16 protein-coding genes are annotated in these 17,197 nt (G+C 40.4%); 6 read left to right on the top strand and 10 right to left on the bottom strand.

The window, feature by feature from the left end; all coding sequences use genetic code 11:
- Positions 1 to 59: 59 nt before the first annotated feature.
- Positions 60 to 1,697 (bottom strand): phosphoglucomutase (alpha-D-glucose-1,6-bisphosphate-dependent), encoded by a 1,638-nt coding sequence (gene pgm, locus N473_RS03015; protein ID WP_063366653.1) that lies wholly within the window; start codon positions 1,695 to 1,697, stop codon positions 60 to 62.
- Between the two features lie 9 nt (positions 1,698 to 1,706).
- A complete protein-coding gene (seqA, locus tag N473_RS03010) occupies positions 1,707 to 2,255 on the bottom strand; it encodes a replication initiation negative regulator SeqA (RefSeq protein WP_039609844.1) in 549 nt (182 codons plus the stop codon).
- A gap of 125 nt (positions 2,256 to 2,380) precedes the next feature.
- On the opposite strand from seqA, the gene N473_RS03005 reads away from it, so the two are divergent.
- From N473_RS03005 to fur, 5 genes are all read left to right on the top strand, one after another.
- Positions 2,381 to 3,154: an alpha/beta fold hydrolase gene (locus N473_RS03005; RefSeq protein ID WP_063366652.1), complete on the top strand. Its 774-nt coding sequence runs from the start codon at positions 2,381 to 2,383 to the stop codon at positions 3,152 to 3,154.
- 88 nt (positions 3,155 to 3,242) lie between these two features.
- The gene (locus tag N473_RS03000) at positions 3,243 to 3,464 is read left to right on the top strand and encodes a DUF2788 domain-containing protein (RefSeq protein ID WP_023399386.1); all 222 of its coding nucleotides are present in this window, start codon (positions 3,243 to 3,245) and stop codon (positions 3,462 to 3,464) included.
- The gene (ybfE, locus tag N473_RS02995) at positions 3,464 to 3,742 is read left to right on the top strand and encodes a LexA regulated protein (RefSeq protein ID WP_023399385.1); all 279 of its coding nucleotides are present in this window, start codon (positions 3,464 to 3,466) and stop codon (positions 3,740 to 3,742) included. The genes N473_RS03000 and ybfE overlap by 1 nt, the downstream gene beginning before the upstream one ends.
- 13 nt (positions 3,743 to 3,755) lie before the next feature.
- The gene (gene fldA / locus N473_RS02990; protein WP_039609842.1) at positions 3,756 to 4,283 is read left to right on the top strand and encodes a flavodoxin FldA; all 528 of its coding nucleotides are present in this window, start codon (positions 3,756 to 3,758) and stop codon (positions 4,281 to 4,283) included.
- 117 nt (positions 4,284 to 4,400) lie between these two features.
- Complete coding sequence (gene fur, locus N473_RS02985; RefSeq protein ID WP_046356269.1) at positions 4,401 to 4,847, top strand: ferric iron uptake transcriptional regulator; 447 nt, start codon at positions 4,401 to 4,403, stop codon at positions 4,845 to 4,847.
- 98 nt (positions 4,848 to 4,945) lie between these two features.
- Here fur and N473_RS02980 read toward each other — a convergent pair whose 3' ends face one another.
- From N473_RS02980 to glnS, 3 genes are all read right to left on the bottom strand, one after another.
- On the bottom strand, positions 4,946 to 5,245 hold the full coding sequence (locus N473_RS02980) for a hypothetical protein (protein WP_039609840.1): 300 nt from the start codon (positions 5,243 to 5,245) through the stop codon (positions 4,946 to 4,948).
- Between the two features lie 121 nt (positions 5,246 to 5,366).
- Entirely contained in the window at positions 5,367 to 7,178 is a 1,812-nt protein-coding gene (locus tag N473_RS02975; protein WP_063366651.1) for a protein kinase domain-containing protein, read from the bottom strand.
- Between the two features lie 97 nt (positions 7,179 to 7,275).
- The gene (glnS, locus tag N473_RS02970; RefSeq protein ID WP_039609838.1) at positions 7,276 to 8,937 is read right to left on the bottom strand and encodes a glutamine--tRNA ligase; all 1,662 of its coding nucleotides are present in this window, start codon (positions 8,935 to 8,937) and stop codon (positions 7,276 to 7,278) included.
- 1,167 nt (positions 8,938 to 10,104) lie between these two features.
- Between glnS and N473_RS02960 the strand changes: the two genes are divergently transcribed.
- The gene (locus N473_RS02960) at positions 10,105 to 10,965 is read left to right on the top strand and encodes a hypothetical protein (protein WP_063366649.1); all 861 of its coding nucleotides are present in this window, start codon (positions 10,105 to 10,107) and stop codon (positions 10,963 to 10,965) included.
- An 82-nt stretch (positions 10,966 to 11,047) separates the two neighbouring features.
- On the opposite strand, the gene N473_RS02955 is transcribed toward N473_RS02960, so the two are convergent.
- From N473_RS02955 to N473_RS02935, 5 genes are all read right to left on the bottom strand, one after another.
- Complete coding sequence (locus N473_RS02955) at positions 11,048 to 11,503, bottom strand: hypothetical protein (protein ID WP_155735520.1); 456 nt, start codon at positions 11,501 to 11,503, stop codon at positions 11,048 to 11,050.
- Positions 11,504 to 11,574: 71 nt separating this feature from the next.
- The gene (locus N473_RS02950; RefSeq protein ID WP_063366647.1) at positions 11,575 to 12,180 is read right to left on the bottom strand and encodes a hypothetical protein; all 606 of its coding nucleotides are present in this window, start codon (positions 12,178 to 12,180) and stop codon (positions 11,575 to 11,577) included.
- Positions 12,181 to 12,261: 81 nt separating this feature from the next.
- On the bottom strand, positions 12,262 to 12,705 hold the full coding sequence (locus tag N473_RS02945) for a hypothetical protein (RefSeq protein ID WP_063366646.1): 444 nt from the start codon (positions 12,703 to 12,705) through the stop codon (positions 12,262 to 12,264).
- 84 nt (positions 12,706 to 12,789) lie between these two features.
- On the bottom strand, positions 12,790 to 13,371 hold the full coding sequence (locus N473_RS02940; RefSeq protein ID WP_063366645.1) for a hypothetical protein: 582 nt from the start codon (positions 13,369 to 13,371) through the stop codon (positions 12,790 to 12,792).
- Between the two features lie 148 nt (positions 13,372 to 13,519).
- Positions 13,520 to 17,197 (bottom strand): contractile injection system tape measure protein, encoded by a 3,678-nt coding sequence (locus tag N473_RS02935; RefSeq protein ID WP_063366644.1) that lies wholly within the window; start codon positions 17,195 to 17,197, stop codon positions 13,520 to 13,522.

The following is a 17,197-nucleotide window of genomic DNA, read 5'->3' as shown; positions in this document are numbered from 1 at the left end:
CTTATGAGAGATGTAAAAAAGAAAAAGGCCATGAAACATGGCCTTTAATATTTGATATTTTAGCTGATCACACTATCTACTAGTGCTTTCGCTGCACTTTCAAGCTCAGCGAGGTGCGCTTCGCCTTTGAAAGATTCTAAATAAATTTTGTAAATATCTTCTGTGCCAGACGGTCTCGCTGCGAACCAACCAGAAGCAGTCACTACTTTCAAGCCGCCAATCGCTGCGCCATTACCTGGTGCATGCGTCAGAATATCGGTAATTTCATCACCTGCAAGCGTTGTCGCTTTCACATCATCCACACTGAGTGCTTTAAGTCTGGCCTTTTGCGCATCATTTGCTGGTGCATCAATTCGTTTATAACTTGGCGCACCAAACTCTTGTTCAAGCTCTTTGTATCGCTCAGAAGGTGTTTTGCCTGTGACAGCTAAAATTTCAGCGGCAAGTAAACCAAGGATAAAGCCATCCTTATCAGTGTTCCAAACATCACCATTTTTTCTCAAAAATGATGCGCCGGCACTCTCTTCACCACCAAAAGCAAGCCACTTATCACTTAAGCCTTCAACAAACCATTTGAAGCCCACTGGGACTTCATATACTTCATTGCCATGACTTTGCACAACCTTATCAATCATGCCGCTTGATACTAGTGTTTTACCGACTTTGATGTCTTTTGCCCAATCTCGGTGTTTTAATAAATAATCAATGGCAACAGCTAAAAAGTGATTCGGATTCATTAAACCATCTTTTGTGACAATACCATGACGGTCATAGTCAGGATCGTTACCAATGCCAATATCAAAATCGTCTTTAATTTCAATTAAATTTGCCATTGCAAACGGTGACGAGCAATCCATTCTAATTTTGCCGTCTTTATCAAGAGGCATAAATGCAAATCGCGGGTCCACTTCATCGTTTACGACCGTCATATTGAGCCCAAACTTGTCCGCAATCACAGGCCAAAAGTTAATACCTGAACCGCCCAATGGATCAATACCGATAGAAACGCCAGCTTTTGCGATGGCTTCTAAATCAATAACATTTGCCAAATCTTCCACATAAGGCGTGATTAAATCTTCGTATTTAATAAAACCTGAACGCTTAGCTTTTGCAAAAGGGAACAATTGAACTTCAACCAAATCTTCACGCAATAACTGATTTGCACGTTGCTCAATCCAATTTGTTACATCCGTATCTGCAGGGCCACCATTTGGTGGGTTGTATTTAAACCCACCATCTTCAGGCGGGTTGTGCGATGGTGTCACGACAATGCCATCTGCTAGTTCATTTGGGTGAGTTCGGTTATGGCATACAATCGCATGGCTTATCACTGGTGTCGGTGTAAAGTCATCATTGTCCTGAGTTATAACTTGCACTTCGTTAGCGACCAGGACCTCAATAGCTGAGTTAAAAGCAGCTTCAGACAATGCATGCGTGTCTTTACCTAAATATAGAGGACCAAAAATATTATTGGCCTTACGGTAATCACAAATAGCTTGTGTGATCGCTAAAATATGTGACTCATTAAACTTGACGTTATATGAACAGCCACGATGGCCAGATGTACCAAATGCCACACAATGTTCTGGATTTGTTTCAAGATCTGGCTCATTCAAATAATAAGCTGACACCAGCTTCGGAATATTTGCGAGCTGTGATTTAGGAGCTTTTTTGCCTGCGTTTGGATGGTTTGCCATCACATTTCCTTATAGGTAGTCTCGAACTGTTTCTGCCTGCTGCTGAGTGTAGCCTAAAATCAAAGCTACCTCGTGCAACATCATCTTTTTACGCGTGGTGTTTGAATTCGTCATGACCCAATACTCACTGTCGGTGATATTTTTTGGGTTCATACTGCTCCCGCTTTCAAGCAACGCTTCTTTACTTGTTGCAAAGTAAATTCGGTCTCGCCCTTTTATTTCGAGCACTTTATTAAATTGCGCTTTGTGAGTGCGATGAAATGCAGCCAAAATAAATAAGAACCGCCCAACTACGCCTTTTTGCATAGCAAGCTCTTCTTTATTAAGAATGTTAAATACATTCGCTGACTCTCGTACTGGCTCTACTTTATCTTCAACTTTACTCTGAGCTTGAACTGGCTCAACTTGTTTTTCTTCGACCTTTACAGCGACCGAAGCGCCCTGAACTGGCTCTAACTCTAGTAAACGACGCAGGATCTGTGAGGCGCTCTCACCAATACTTTGCGTATTGCTTGCAATGTACTGATATAGTTCGTCATCTATTTCTATTGTTTTCATGCTTGTCCTGTCATTTTATACATATACTGCATTTGGGGGGATTATATCTAAATTTTTCTTCTTCCTCTACGGCTTTGAATTTTGAATTAAGACTGGCAGAATAGCGTCGCAAACTTGGAGGTAGTATGTTACTCAATTTTAAACAAAGTGGTTTAGACCAAAAAAGCGCCAAAACAGTGTTCTTAATTCATGGCCTTTTTGGTTCGTTAGAAAATCTCAATGTCATCGCCAGAGCACTAGAAGCTAACTTTAATGTTATCAATGTGGATCTGCGCAACCATGGACGCTCTTTTAAAAGCGACGATATGGACTACCAGTTCATGGCACAAGACATCATCAACCTGATTAACCACTTAGGTTTAGAAAGTGTCACACTTGTTGGGCACTCTATGGGCGGTAAGGTAGCCATGCAAGTCGCTATGCTCGACGAACAAAAAGTGACTAAGCTGGTCGTACTCGACATAGCACCTGTGGCCTACCACCCGAGGCATGACTCTATTATTGCCGCATTAAATCAAGTCTCTCTCCATGAACCAAATAGCCGTAGTGAAGCTGATAAGGTTATGGCTGAACATATAGATGAACTTGGCGTGAGACAGTTTTTGTTGAAAAGCTTGGCAAAAAATGACTCAGGAAAGCTTGAGTGGCGATTCAATTTATCCGTAATTGAAAAAAATTATTCTAAGATTATCGCCAACATAGATACACCTCGTACCTGTTTGTGTGATACGCTATTTATCAAAGGTAATAACTCCGACTACATTTTGCCAGAGCACAAAAATGCCATCGTGGGCGCATTTACAAAAGCCCGAGCAAAAGTCATTCAAGGTGCTGGGCATTGGCTACACGCTGAAAAGCCTGAAGCAGTCAATCGTTCAATTATTGATTTTATTCAATAATTGTCGGAGATTTTTGTATAGCGAAACTTAATTTATTGTAGTTAGGTATGCTATAGTAGCCGCCGTTTAAGGTTTTAGTAGTGCAAAGATGATCAGTCAATACATAAATGAGTTTGAAACTCTTGGTTTTTACTTTGCGCTCGCATGTATATTCTTTCTTATTGGAATGGCCATACAGGACGTTCTAAAGAAAGGTGATGTGCCTAAATTTGGTCGATACATCGTTTGGCTGGTGTTGTTTTTAGGTTGTTCAGGTTTCATAGCCAAAGGTGTGATACAAGTGTTTTGGCAAGGTGCGGGTGTTGGTTAATGGCCAAGTCTGAATTAGATAGAACAACTATCGACTTATTTGAAAACGAAAAACGCCCTGGTCGGCCCAAAACAAATCCCTTACCTAGGGAGATGCAGCTAAAGATCAACAAGCGTAATCAAATTAAAAGAGATAGAGCAAGAGGTTTAAAACGCGTAGAGTTCAAAGTGTCTTCGGAACTTTACCAAGCGTTAAGTGATATGGCCGAAGAGCAAAATATTAGCCGTAGTGCACTTATAGAAACCATTTTGCAAGAGAAATTAGCGATTAATAGATAAAGGTAAGTAATTAATGGCAAGCGTAGGTATTTTTTTCGGCAGTGATACGGGTAACACCGAACACGTTGCTAAACAGATCCAAAAAGAGCTAGGTAAAAAACTAATCGATGTAAAAGACATCGCTAAAAGTAGCAAAGCAGACATCGAAGAGTTTGATCTTATTCTATTTGGTATCCCTACTTGGTACTACGGTGAAGCGCAATGTGACTGGGATGACTTTTTCCCAGAGCTTGAAGAAATTAACTTTGAAGGCAAGCTAGTCGCTATCTTTGGTTGTGGTGACCAAGAAGATTATGCTGAATACTTCTTAGATGCGATGGGCATGGTAAACGACATCGTAGCAGAGCGCGGTGCAATTGTTGTTGGCCACTGGCCAACTGAAGGCTACGAATTCGAAGCATCAAAAGCACTTGTTGATGACAACCACTTTGTTGGTTTAGGTATCGATGAAGACCGTCAACCAGAGCTTACTGAGCAGCGTATTAAAGCTTGGTGTGCACAGGTATATGACGAAATGTGTTTAAGTGAATTAGAAGATTAATTCATTGAATTAATAAAACAAGCTTTGACTTGTTGCCCGTGCACGTTATTCTTAAGAAAATGGTCGTGCTTATTCTTAAGAATTGAAGTAAAAAGATAATAGATTGAGACAGATTAAATGACTGATCACAACTTAGAGCTTAAAAAGGCGGGCTTAAAAGTCACCTTACCGCGTATTAAAATTCTAGAGATTTTGCAATCTCCTGAAAATCAACATATCAGCGCAGAAGATGTTTATAAAATTTTGCTCGACAAGGGCGAAGAAATTGGCTTGGCTACGGTATATCGTGTACTGAACCAATTTGATGATGCCGGTATTGTGACACGTCACCATTTTGAAGGCGGCAAGTCAGTTTTTGAATTATCAGGTAGCACTCACCATGACCACTTAGTGTGTTTGAAGTGTGGCAAAGTTATCGAATTCGAAGATGAAGTGATTGAAACTCGTCAAGTAGAAATTGCGACCAGCAATGGCATTAAGCTGACGAACCACTCTCTTTACCTTTATGGTGAGTGTGTTGACGAAGAAGAGTGTAGAAGATTTACTGAATCTGACGAATCTTAATAGCAAACTGCTTCTAGTTTGTTATGATTAAGCCAGCAAGTTTGCTGGCTTTTTTCTTTGGTATTTGTATAAAAAACGCTTAAATCGTGCGCTTATTTTCACGCCTTTTCGATGCTGTAAAGTGCATCAGCAACCTGTTTCAGATCAACCTCACCTACAAAATCATTCGATAAAGTTAAAATAGCATTCAAATTATTTTTGAGTTTTTCATGACACATTGGTTCAGGTTTAAGCGCTGTTTGCAGCAAATGCAAAGACATATCGGCTATCAATAATCTTTGCTTCTCAGACCAATCATCATCTCCTTCAACGGCAGTGTGATGGACGATTGCTTGCTCAACTTCATCGTGGATCCCCCAACTCAAGGTTAAGATCTCCTGTCTTTTTACTTTATCCATAGCTCCCTCCTATTTCTTAAAAGGTTGCTACATACTCAGCCAAATTTCAATTGACAATTCGTCATATACTAGTTCAAATTTTACTATTTATTTTAAAGCTATTAACACTCGCATTCCCACTCTACGACTTTGGATTTTTTGGAAAGTAGTTATCCGGTTGCTTAGGACACAATTCAAATTCTCGGGTATTTTTGTAAGGCAGCTTCATAAACCCTGCTACACCATAGTCTTGAATACTCACTGTGTATTGAATAATCTCCTTTAAAAGCGCTGCAAAGGCGACTTCTTGCTCAGCATCAAGCAATCGATAATAGTAGTGAATTTTCAATCGGTCACTCAATGACTCAAAAATAATACAGCCTGTATGGTGAATTTTATTTAGCTCAAATACACACTGGATAATTTGCTTAGGCAATTGCAGTTGCTCATCAGGGTCTTTACCATCTTCAAAATAAGAATGAGGTCGCGTCACCTCTGACGCAGCCACATGACTCACTGTATACTGCAACTCAGGAAGCTGCTCAAAGATATAAGCACCTGTTTCGTCTCGTTCTAATTGAATTGTTTGCCTCGCATCAAATAAACAACACTTAAAAAGACCTTTTTGCTCAATCCCCTGTGCCAGCATAACGGTGGCGTTGACTGCATCTGTAAACGCACTTTGTAAACTATCATCATGCAGCATCAAACTGGACTCAACAAATAAAGACGCTTGCTGCCAATGAAAGCTCAGGCCCCCTACTACCGGATATTTGGCTAGCCGACTAATAGAAGCTAAAAACGCCTTTTCAGTGTCCCCCGTATCAAATAGAAACTCTTTATAATACCTATCTAGCTGTGCATCATTAACATCGAGTAATTGTTGATTATGATCGGCACGGCGCAAGAACTGTTTTCTTGAACTATAAACTACAGTATCTGGCAAATCAGTTTGTGAAGAAGTCCAAAATGGTATATCCGCTTTGAGTTGAGGCGAGTCAATATCAGGCAAATATACTTTGGCCATCGCTGGCATATTACGCATAAAATAATCACCTGCAGCATCGCGGACCGCTTTATCTTTACTCAACATCCCATCTATAACTCGTGAAAACTCCATGGGTAACCCCAAGCTGGTTGCAGGAATTACTTGCGCACCAAAGCGACATGATTGTGCGCTTGCCAGCGCATAGATAGTCGAAGCAACGCCTTGCTCATCAAAACGTGGAGAAGATCGTGAACCCGACATTTGCTCATCACCAATAAAATACACATCCCCCATTCGAGCATTCGTACTGGCGATATCAGAGGACATTAAATCCATGATATTACTGGCGACAGGCTCGCCATGTACATCTATTTGCGCATAAACAGAGCTACCCCAATCAACTAAAGAGAAAGCATCAGATTGCTGATCCCAAACAATATTTGAAGGTTTTATGTCTCCATGAACCACAGGCTGTAAGGACATACCATTTTTTCGTTCTCTCAAATCTAACAACACATTGCGTAATTTCAGGGCCAAATGAACCAAGATATGTGGCTTTAGCCGCCCTTGTTTCAACGAAATTTGCTCAAGATCTTCACCTTGGGCTCGGGCCATCATTAATATTCCCTGTTTTTTCACACGTTCAAATGCGAAAAACTCTGGCACCATAGGATTATTAATTTGAGATAACATATAAGCTTCATCTTCAAGCCGATCTCTTACACTCTGCGCCAATGTGATACGAGAAAATTTAAATACCCACTGTGCGCCACTGTCTTCAACACCTGCGAATACAAACCCAAAGGCACCAGAGCCTATCAGTTCAACATCTTGATACCCAAGCAACGACAATTGCTTTTTACAAATGTTTAGCCATTGACGGTGTTTTTTTGCATCATGGTGAGAAAGCAAATATATCGACTGCTGTTCATTAATGTAGAAATTGTGAATTGACTGTTTGCTCACGGCACGACTTAATAAAACTAATTTGATGAATATATTGAAAAAAAGGCCGACAAATGTCGACCTTTTTTAATAAAAAATAGCGTTAAATTAAACTGCTTTACGCTTTTTCAATTTTTGCCCATGAGTCACGAAGACCCACCGTTTGGTTAAACGTCAAAGCTTCAGACTTGTTGTCTCGGCTGTAATAGCCTAGGCGCTCAAATTGAAAACCTTGTTCAGCATTTGCTTTAGCAAGTGAAGGCTCAAGTTTTGCATTTGCAATCACAACCAATGAATCAGGGTTTAGCGTAGTTGCAAAGTCTTCTGCAGCAGCTGGGTTTGGTACATTGAATAGACGGTCATACTGACGTACTTCCGCTTCAATACAATGTGACGCTGAAACCCAATGAATTACGCCTTTAACTTTACGGCCATCTGCTGGGTTTTTACCAAGCGTGTCGGCATCATATGTACAATAAATAGTTGTAATATTGCCTGCATCGTCTTCTTCAATGCGCTCAGCTTTGATCACGTAAGCATTACGTAAACGCACTTCTTTACCCAACACTAAACGCTTAAACTTTTTGTTCGCTTCAACGCGGAAGTCTTCACGTTCAATGAAGATTTCACGAGTAAATGGCAATTCACGCTCACCCATTTCTAATGTTGGGTGATTTGGAGCAGATAACATTTCCACTTGGTCTGCATCATAGTTTTCGATAACAATTTTAACTGGATCTAAAACAGCCATCGCACGTGGTGCATTTTCATTTAGGTCATCACGGATACATGCTTCAAGCATCCCCATTTCAACCATGTTATCTTGTTTTGTAATACCAATACGCTTACAGAATTCACGAATAGATGCCGGTGTGTAACCACGACGACGTAGACCCGCAATGGTAGGCATACGCGGATCATCCCAGCCTTCTACTTGACCGTTAACAACTAAGTCATTGAGCTTACGCTTAGACATCACAGTATATTCTAGGTTTAAACGAGAAAACTCAATTTGTTGTGGTTGACACTCAATGCTGATGTTCTCAAGTACCCAATCATATAAACGACGGTTATCTTGGAATTCAAGTGTACACAATGAATGCGTGATCCCTTCTAGCGCATCAGAGATACAGTGCGTGAAGTCATACATTGGATAAATGCACCACTTGTCACCAGTCTGATGGTGATGAACAAAGCGGATACGATAAATAATCGGATCGCGAAGCACCATAAACGAGCTTGCCATGTCGATTTTTGCTCGCAACACACACTCGCCTTCTTTAAACTCGCCGTTTTTCATTTTTTCGAAAAGTGCTAAGTTCTCTTCAGGTGAGGTATCTCTGTGTGGGCTATTCTTACCAGGCTCAGTCAGTGTGCCACGATATTCACGTGCTTGTTCGGGAGACAAGAAACAGACATATGCTAGACCCTTTTCGATCAGTTCTACAGCATAGCTGTATAGCTTGTCGAAATAGTTTGATGAATAGCAAATTTCACCATCCCACTCGAAGCCTAGCCATTTTACATCTTCTTGAATTGAGTTTACGTAATCGATGTCTTCTTTTTCTGGGTTAGTATCGTCGAAACGTAAATTACAAAGACCTTTATAGTCCTGAGCAATGCCAAAATTTAGGCAGATAGACTTTGCATGGCCAATGTGTAAAAAACCATTCGGCTCTGGCGGGAAACGCGTATGTGTTGATGCGTGTTTGCCACTTGCCAGATCTCCGTCAATGATATTTCTGATGAAGTTTGTTGGGCGATTCTCTGTATCCGCCATAGGAGGTCTTTCCTCTGAATTTGTAGCTTGTTAACTGACGCATTATTACAAATTAATCAGGTAACTTACAGCGCTTATCGACCCTTAAAGTCGATTTATTTAATGTTTTTTGTATGCTGCACAATTTACATACAACTTCATTAGTTGTTCCTTCCAAGCGGTTTTTCAAGTGGGCTTCATGCGATAACAAATATCAAAATAATTTTTAAAGAATGACACCGCGCTAACTCACTTTGCAACTCACTTTGCAACTCACGCCATTAACACCTTCAAAAAACCAAAATGATAACTCCCAATTTATCACTTGCCACAGCGCATCATGCTTATTCACTATTTAAGTTCACTCGCCACTTATTCATTAATTATGGATAAAGATAAGTATGTCAAAACCCTAATGCCAAAGGTATGTAACACTCATAGAAGACGGGTTGTTTCATCTTTTTCTTATTGAAACACTTAGCTACAACAGGCTCCGCTCATTAAAACTAGAAAAAGTACAAAAAACAGCCTTATGTCACTATTAAAAATAAAGCTTACAATTTTTTGTTCACTTTTCATTCATAATGTGTTTTATTTATAGGGTCTAATCCAACTTAAATGGAAATAGGTTGGGCAGTTAAGTTAATTAGAGGTAATCAAGGAGATATGATGATGAAAAGTATGTTGGCACTCTCACTAGGTTTGAGTGTGTCCTTTAACGCTATTGCGAACAGCTCAGAAAAAGAAGCTCAGAACGCTAGCTATAAGGTTTGTCATTATAAGCTCGCTGCGACCAAGACAAAAGCATCTTCATACCCTTTATGGGAAAGAAAAAAAAGGCACACGTGGCAAAGCTGTCCACTCAGTTGGACACTGTCGGAGCCCGAGAATAAAACACCTATTGGCGTTTATATTTATCTTTATACGACATACCACTAAGCTTACTTTATCGCGAAACCTGTCATATTTTGGTGTGTTAAATAAAACAATACTGCTATAACATCATTTTATAGAGCTCAATAACGATGAGCTCCCCGGTCAAAATACAATAAAAATTCATTAATTTCTAAATGTATAGAAAATAAAATAAGATTCAAAAGTATTACTTTTTGTGATTTTAGTATGTCTTATTTTTCTTGAATATGCTTACACTTTTTTAGACATATACAGCATGTAAAGGAAAACTAAATGAAGCATATAACAAAAATATTGAGTATTTTGGGATTAACGACCACATTAAGTACTTCATTCGCCTATGCTCAAGGCCATGAAAATTCGGCCATTCGAGTTATGATAGACCAGCAAGGGACCCCCTATCTCCACAAAGACGATAATGTTGGAACATGGCAAGCAATTCAACTGCCCTATTATCAAAAGGCCATTGCCGCTTCCGGTGGTTATTTTCACTATCGTCATGAAAGTTACAACAGTCCAGGTTATGCCTTCGATGAAGAGGCCACATTCGCAGTGGGTGAATATGGCATGATATTTAGATATCAAAACGATGCATGGCAACACATTTTTGGATGTTGGGATGCTAGGGACGTCTCATCTCATAGCCCTAAATACGCTTATTGTGTTAATGCTAGTGGTGATTTAAAACGCTTCAACCTTAACAATGGTAATTTTGGTGGGAGCTATGGCATCGACGGCAAAAAAATCACCAAAGTAGATGTCAATTATCAAGGAGATGTTTGGGCACTCACACAAGACAACGAAGTTTACGTGCGCAGAGGTGATCACTGGTCACAAGTTGAGGTTGTCTGTCCTAGAGCGTGTTCTTTTAAAGACATTGCCGTCGGCGCAGGTCAAATATACCTCACGGCTCATATCGTTAAAAACACCTTAGGCGAGCAACAAGTTTACCAATTAAATGGCTCTAAGTTAGAAAAGTTCGGAGATTTTTATAATATCGAGGTTGATAGAGATAACACCATTTGGGCGATTTCAAATGAATCTAAGACGCTGCACTACAAACACCCAGGCATGATTAACTTTATTGAAGATCACCGTATAAATAGTGTCTCAGCCAGCGACATAGGTGGTTAGTTGTACTGTGAGCTTATATAGCTTGAGCGCCTAACGCTAAAGGGGGCCAAGCTATGTGTGTTTAAAACCGAGCGCATTGAACTTATTTGCCACTTGCTCTCCACCACACCATTAGAAAAAAGATGACTAAGCCAAAGGGTATCAAAGCAGTAACACTACTCGCATACCCTTGAACATGCACTAGCTTTTCAAATGGTGCAATGACGCGCCCATTTTGAGTGATATTTACTATTTTATTATTGTTTGAAGCATCATACCAGACTCGTACTCTGCCAGTAGGCAACCCTTGTTTAACTTGTCTATAGAATGGAAAATATTCATTGACAGTAAAAGAGACATTCTTAATCGTAAATTGAATACGTTCAGAGCACTTTCGTCGGTTGTTGCACGGTATTTCTTCTACAATGACTGGTGCAGCTTGAGACACAATTGAGAAATCCGCCAGAACCGGTCGATTAAGCTCTGTTAAATATTGTACTAAAAAAGTAGCTATTAACCCTGCTACAAAGATAACAATAGAAATTGTCACTTTTTGCATACTTGCACTCGCTTTAAAACGCGACATTCAAAATCGATTCTAATTGTAAAAAGCTGCCGAAGCAGCTTTTTTTACGTTGTAGTCAAATAGGCCAAACGCTGCTTAAATCGCTCACTTGGCACCGTATTCCACAGTTCTCTATCGGACATCTCTTTACTAAACGCCTCTAGGTCATTTTGCACTACATAGCGCTGAATTCTCCTGCGCGTTGCTGGGGTGTAATCCCCTCGGTAGCGTAAATCAATCAAAATTTCCTTTATCTTAGGGTGAAGATTTTCCCAGTCCACGGGCCCATATACTTCAACACAATCTGCTTTATCACATATTCGCTTGACGTCTTTTGACATGGTTTCGTATGTTTGTTCGAATAAAATCACTTGCTCCTTTGGGCTCACTTCAAAGCCTTCAAGACCATGGGCCTTTATAAACTGCTGTGCCTGCGACCCATATAAGCCTGAAGCTTTTGCCAAAACTTCTGCATCTTCAAGGGCAACGCCAGCTTCACTAAGCGATTTGAGTATCTGTTTTGAGCTGCGGTGTTTGAGATCAAATCCTCGGCCAATTGTCAGGCCAGAATACTTTGAAGGCACATGTAACACGCGACTATGGTAACGCCCACCTTCTTGCCCTTCTTGTTCAAAGGTAAATTGACCAACTTTCGGCTGTTGTATTGTCATAGTGCTTTCCTTAATTGTTCTAGTTCATTGCTTAAACTAGCAGTATAAATGACTACCTATATTGGGTAATAAACTCATAATTCAAGTTTTAATAGCATGAATCATGTTTTCTAATCGCCTATTTTCAATGAGCGAGAAATAATCAACTGCAGCTGCGAGCCACTCAATGAGTTTGTTTTCAGGTAATGTATTTATCTGATTTAAAGTACACGCACACATTTGGCTACTTAAATTAATATTAAAGTAGTTTTGCATTTCACTGAGTATAACTGAGAGGTAGCCTTGAGCATTGATTAATAACAGTAACCCTGCGGCTTGTTGATTCTGGATCTGCTCACCTTTGAGCTCTGACCAAAGTTCAAATGCATAAATATGTTCAAATATTCGTTGAACCTCTTTTGCACTAAACCCATGGTTATACAGACTTTGCCAGTAAATCAGTCGGTCTGAATTACAATATAAGCTTTGACGAATTTCGCTCGTGTTAGAAAACGCATATTGAAATGCCTCTTGATAATTTGCCACAGTGACTCTCCTTAGCATATTTAAACACTGACGCAAGCAGATAAGTTTTGTGACAAAAAACCAAGACTTGTATTTGACCTTTTATTAGCTTAACTTCCCTCTGATCTGTAAAAAAACCAGGCTTAGAAAATCCGAGGCCATGGACTTAAACTCACTGTGGTCCTCAAAATTGGGCGGAAATGGTAGGTGTGGAAACTGCATATCCGCAGTCGGTATATTTTGATAGTAATAATCATCAGCAAAAAATAGAGGCTGAGTCTGGCTGGTAACGAGCTCTGTAATATATTTTGCATATATAAACGCATGGTTCGGCCTTGTAAAAATCAACAACCTATTTTGTGTTAAACCAATATCTTGGTCGTCTTGATTACCTGAGAATAATAAAGATACTTGCGTGATCACTTCAATCGCTGAACTTTCTTCATATAACGTCTGCTTTTCTATCTCGATATCTGCGGTATACCCTTGTTCAATGAGTAATGATTTTACTAGCTCTAGATGTGGTAATACCCTGCTTGTAAATAAGTTATTCAAATGTTGGAGTAAATACCGACGATTATACTCCAAATAAGCTTGTACTTTATTTTCCGCAACTTGATACTGCTGTTGGCGCACCTGATGTTCCTCAATTAAGGCGCGTAGGTTTGAATGATTATTTACAGGCATACACTTCTCCATATTGAATTGGGACTGGCTCAGAGTTTGCGAGTCCATTTGATAATTGGTTTTGGGCGTTGAAGCGCACCACGTCAAATAATGCGCTTTCATTTTAAGTTTTATTGTGAATTTAGGGTCATGACTTGTAGACGCTATACTAAAAGCCGTAATCCCACTCGATGTTAATAAGATCGGTGTCTAACCAAGGTAACTGCACTATGCCTAAGCCCCAAGGTAGTTTCATAAGTAGCACATCTTGAGGTTTGTTCTCGACAACAATACTCACACCATTGGCAGTGAGCTTCACTTCTCCCCTCCTCTGCAAGAACATATGTCTAAATGCATCGATGGGCATATCTTTGAGCGCTTCCCAGCGGTTTATCGCGGCTTTAATAAGGGTGTTTAATTCGTCTTGTGCTTCGCTATCTAAAACAAGCGCTTCTTCGTCAAACTCATGGTCAAGCGCTAGGCCTAGCAAAGCATTAATCGCATATGTTTCTGCACTATTTGCTTCTATCCCTGCCAGTTCACACAATAGAGCATGCGCCTTTTGTTGAGCAGCTAAATCCGCAAACGTGATCTGACCGTTTTCAGCTGTAATGAGTAACTCTAACTTAGTGAATAAAATTTCTAAAAATGGCCACAGCAACACCACACCGGCGTCGTCACTAATAAGACTCTCTGTTGATTGCTGATATTGATGTCGTAGCTCATTTAGCATGTGTTCACTGTGCGCTTTTAATGGCTCTATGCCAGAGCGTTTCAGGTTATTTTGATACCTATGTACCTGCTTTAACAGGCGTGCGGAAATATGTTTGACTCGATGCTGCTCTTGTTGCCACAGCGACGTCTCTTTTACGACTGAGTGTGACTTTCCCTTTTCAACCACCTTAGGATTCAATTTATTGCTCATATCTGTGTGTGTCGCAGATAACGATTTATTGGTACTTTCACCCTGCTCTGCGCTGTTCAATGCAACCACAGCGTCATCAGCCGAATCAGCCTCTCCAAGCAAAACGTCTCGGTGCTTTTTAGCTGCTTGAATCCGTTCCTCATAATGGGTTAATAATCGAGTCACGTCGGCAAAAGTTCGAGCCTCAACATACTCACTGATATCGTTTATCGTAATCACGTTTTGAGCGGAACTCATATGGTGCATTTGCTGATGATTTTCTTCGTTCAAGCACCCACCTGACGCGCTATCATAGTTCGCATTTTCTAAGGCGCTTGAGGCATCTTTTGCAAAATGACTATCAGGTGACAGTGACACATCTAACAACTCTAGCCACCACATGTGTCCTTTCTGTGCTTGAGTTTTCAAATAAGGGTTTAGTTGATAGTTCTCCTCCCGCACAGTATTCAGTTTGATAATTGCACTATTTAATATCTCATTTAATGAAGGTGTACTTAGCGATAGACTATGGGTTGAACACACTTTTTGCCAACTGCGCAGGTATATCACCATATACACAACCAGTTCATGATTATCATGCAACTGGATACTCGCTTGATTGACTTTGATAGTGTGTTTAAGTGCATCACAATAACGTAATAATTGCGAGGCGATACTCAACATTCTGGCCAATTCAAGACTTGAAGGTTTAGACAGCGACTGACGAGCCACTTCTGGTACCGCTCCACTGCTACTTGATTTATTTTTACTACTTAAACTCTGCTGCGACTCACTCAGGGCTTGCTGCTGCTCTTGAGCTTGTAACTGCACTTTATCAGCTAACTCACTTTGTAATTTTTGAACGTCACGGATCTGATAAATCGCCTGTTCAAGGTCTTGACTAAGCTGTTCACAGACAGAGAGCAAACTTGCAATTGACGACAGGCTTTTAGCAGTGTGTGTAAAAACATCGTCGTAACACTGATTGACATTTTGCGTTGCCAAAACCGCCGTTGAACTCAAATCTGAAGCATATTTTCTGAGCAGCGATTTTAACTTTTCTAATCTTGCACCTTTAAATTCGGTATTCAATCTCAATCTTTTGCTGTCATTTAACCGTGGAGAAACCGCCAACAACGTTAATCTGATCTGTGCAGCTTCTACCTGATCTAAATATTTTTCAGATGTGCTTCCACACACAGTTCGCAGTGAAGGGCCAAATTCACTTACGTTACTGAGCGCCAACGGTGTTGCAACTTCAGATCCGTCCCCAAGCTCATTAGTATTTCTTTCACGCCACTCTATTAGATTTGAAGTATCGTCTTTTAGGGGCATATCATTGACCACTTTAGCTTCGCAGATACGAATGGCACTTTGCTTATCCAGTATGTGTTCATCACCTAACCAGCGCTCAACCTTTTGCAGCAGTTTTTCATAGCTAGAAAACTCCACCGCAGATATAAGGTCACTGGTTGCATGAATTGAAGGTCCGAACATACGCTTAAATTGATCAATATATTGCCATGGTATATTTTTGATTTGGCACAACACGGCATATAAACGACGAGCGTATACCGGCCTAGATTGAGTTACATTTTTACGCTTTATCCATCCGTATTCACGAGCGATCAATGCCAATGCATAATTGACAGCTCGACGCTTAGACAACAAGACTTGCTCAGTACCGAGCTGAGATCTCAACAAGTGCTTCAAAGGGGTCAGCAAAGATGCTGGTAAGCGCTGCTCAATATCATGCTGAGCAATAAACTCACACCACAGTACTTGACTATAAAAAGGTAACTCGCCGGTAGTAACAGCAGTGTTAATGAGCTTAATCAACACTTCTAAGGCTCGAATTGTTTTTCTACAACCACTACCAAGCTGACTCTGGAGCTGAACAAGCAGATATGAAGCCTCTTTTTGACGCGTTTGGTTAACTGTCGTTTGTGGCTCTCCAACAGGACTATAATGATCCAACAGTTTAGCTAAACAACTAGGCTGATAAGGGGCTATAAGCGCGCGAGCGCTTGCCACAGCCTTTTCCTTAACCTTTGCTTTATCTATTAGGTGCACTAATGCCTGACAGTCAGAATGCGTCAATTCAGTCGAAGCTTTAACCGTAAACCAAGTTGATAAATAGCGAAGGGATAAATTGCTGTTTATTATTCCGCTGACCACACGCCTTCTTATCTGCTCTGAGAATTCTGACTGCGCTACATACATCTTAAAGCTTTTTAACACGAGCGATAAGCTGTGCTGGCGAGTATTCAAATCTGATGCATGTATGATCCGAAGTGTTTCTATATCCTTCCATAATTCAATGCATTCAGGCTGTGACAACTTGGACAAAAATGCCTCAGCGTTTCTGGAAATAACCCCATCACTGATAACAGAGAATGACGCGACAAGATATTCAGGCTCTTGATATATCGCCTCGACAAACCGTTTTCGCATACTCGGCCATTCTGCACTGTTGAGCACCTTCAAAAATAACGCTGGCTGGTGCTGTAAACTGTGCCAACAAGCCGCCAATACTTTTTGCCAAATATGCGTGCTCTGCTCGCTTTTCCCGCGTTTTAATACGTCGTTTAACATTAGCGGCGCCAAATGGTAATTCTGTTTTTGAGCGCCACTCAAGTGCTTAATAAATTGCTGCTCCAAAGCAGTATAAAAGACTGGACTAAATACCCTATTAAAATAACTACTTGGGTCACGCTCTAACGCATTTAGGTCAATATCTGGTAGCTCTATTTCAATATCATCCAAAGTCACAGGCACGGTACCTGATACCGTCATTGGCCAGTCTAATTCAAGTTTATTTATTTCCTTATACAACCAGTTTTTGAACAGTGACTCTAGGTCAGCAATACTGTGCTGACCTAAACTCACTAAGTGTGCAGGGGCTTCTAATTCAGCCCCTATTTGACCTATTGCTAGCTTCAT

Source organism: Pseudoalteromonas luteoviolacea CPMOR-1 (assembly GCF_001625685.1).
GTDB classification, from domain to species: Bacteria; Pseudomonadota; Gammaproteobacteria; order Enterobacterales; family Alteromonadaceae; genus Pseudoalteromonas; species Pseudoalteromonas luteoviolacea_K.
This window is presented reverse-complemented; position numbering and strand designations above follow the sequence as displayed.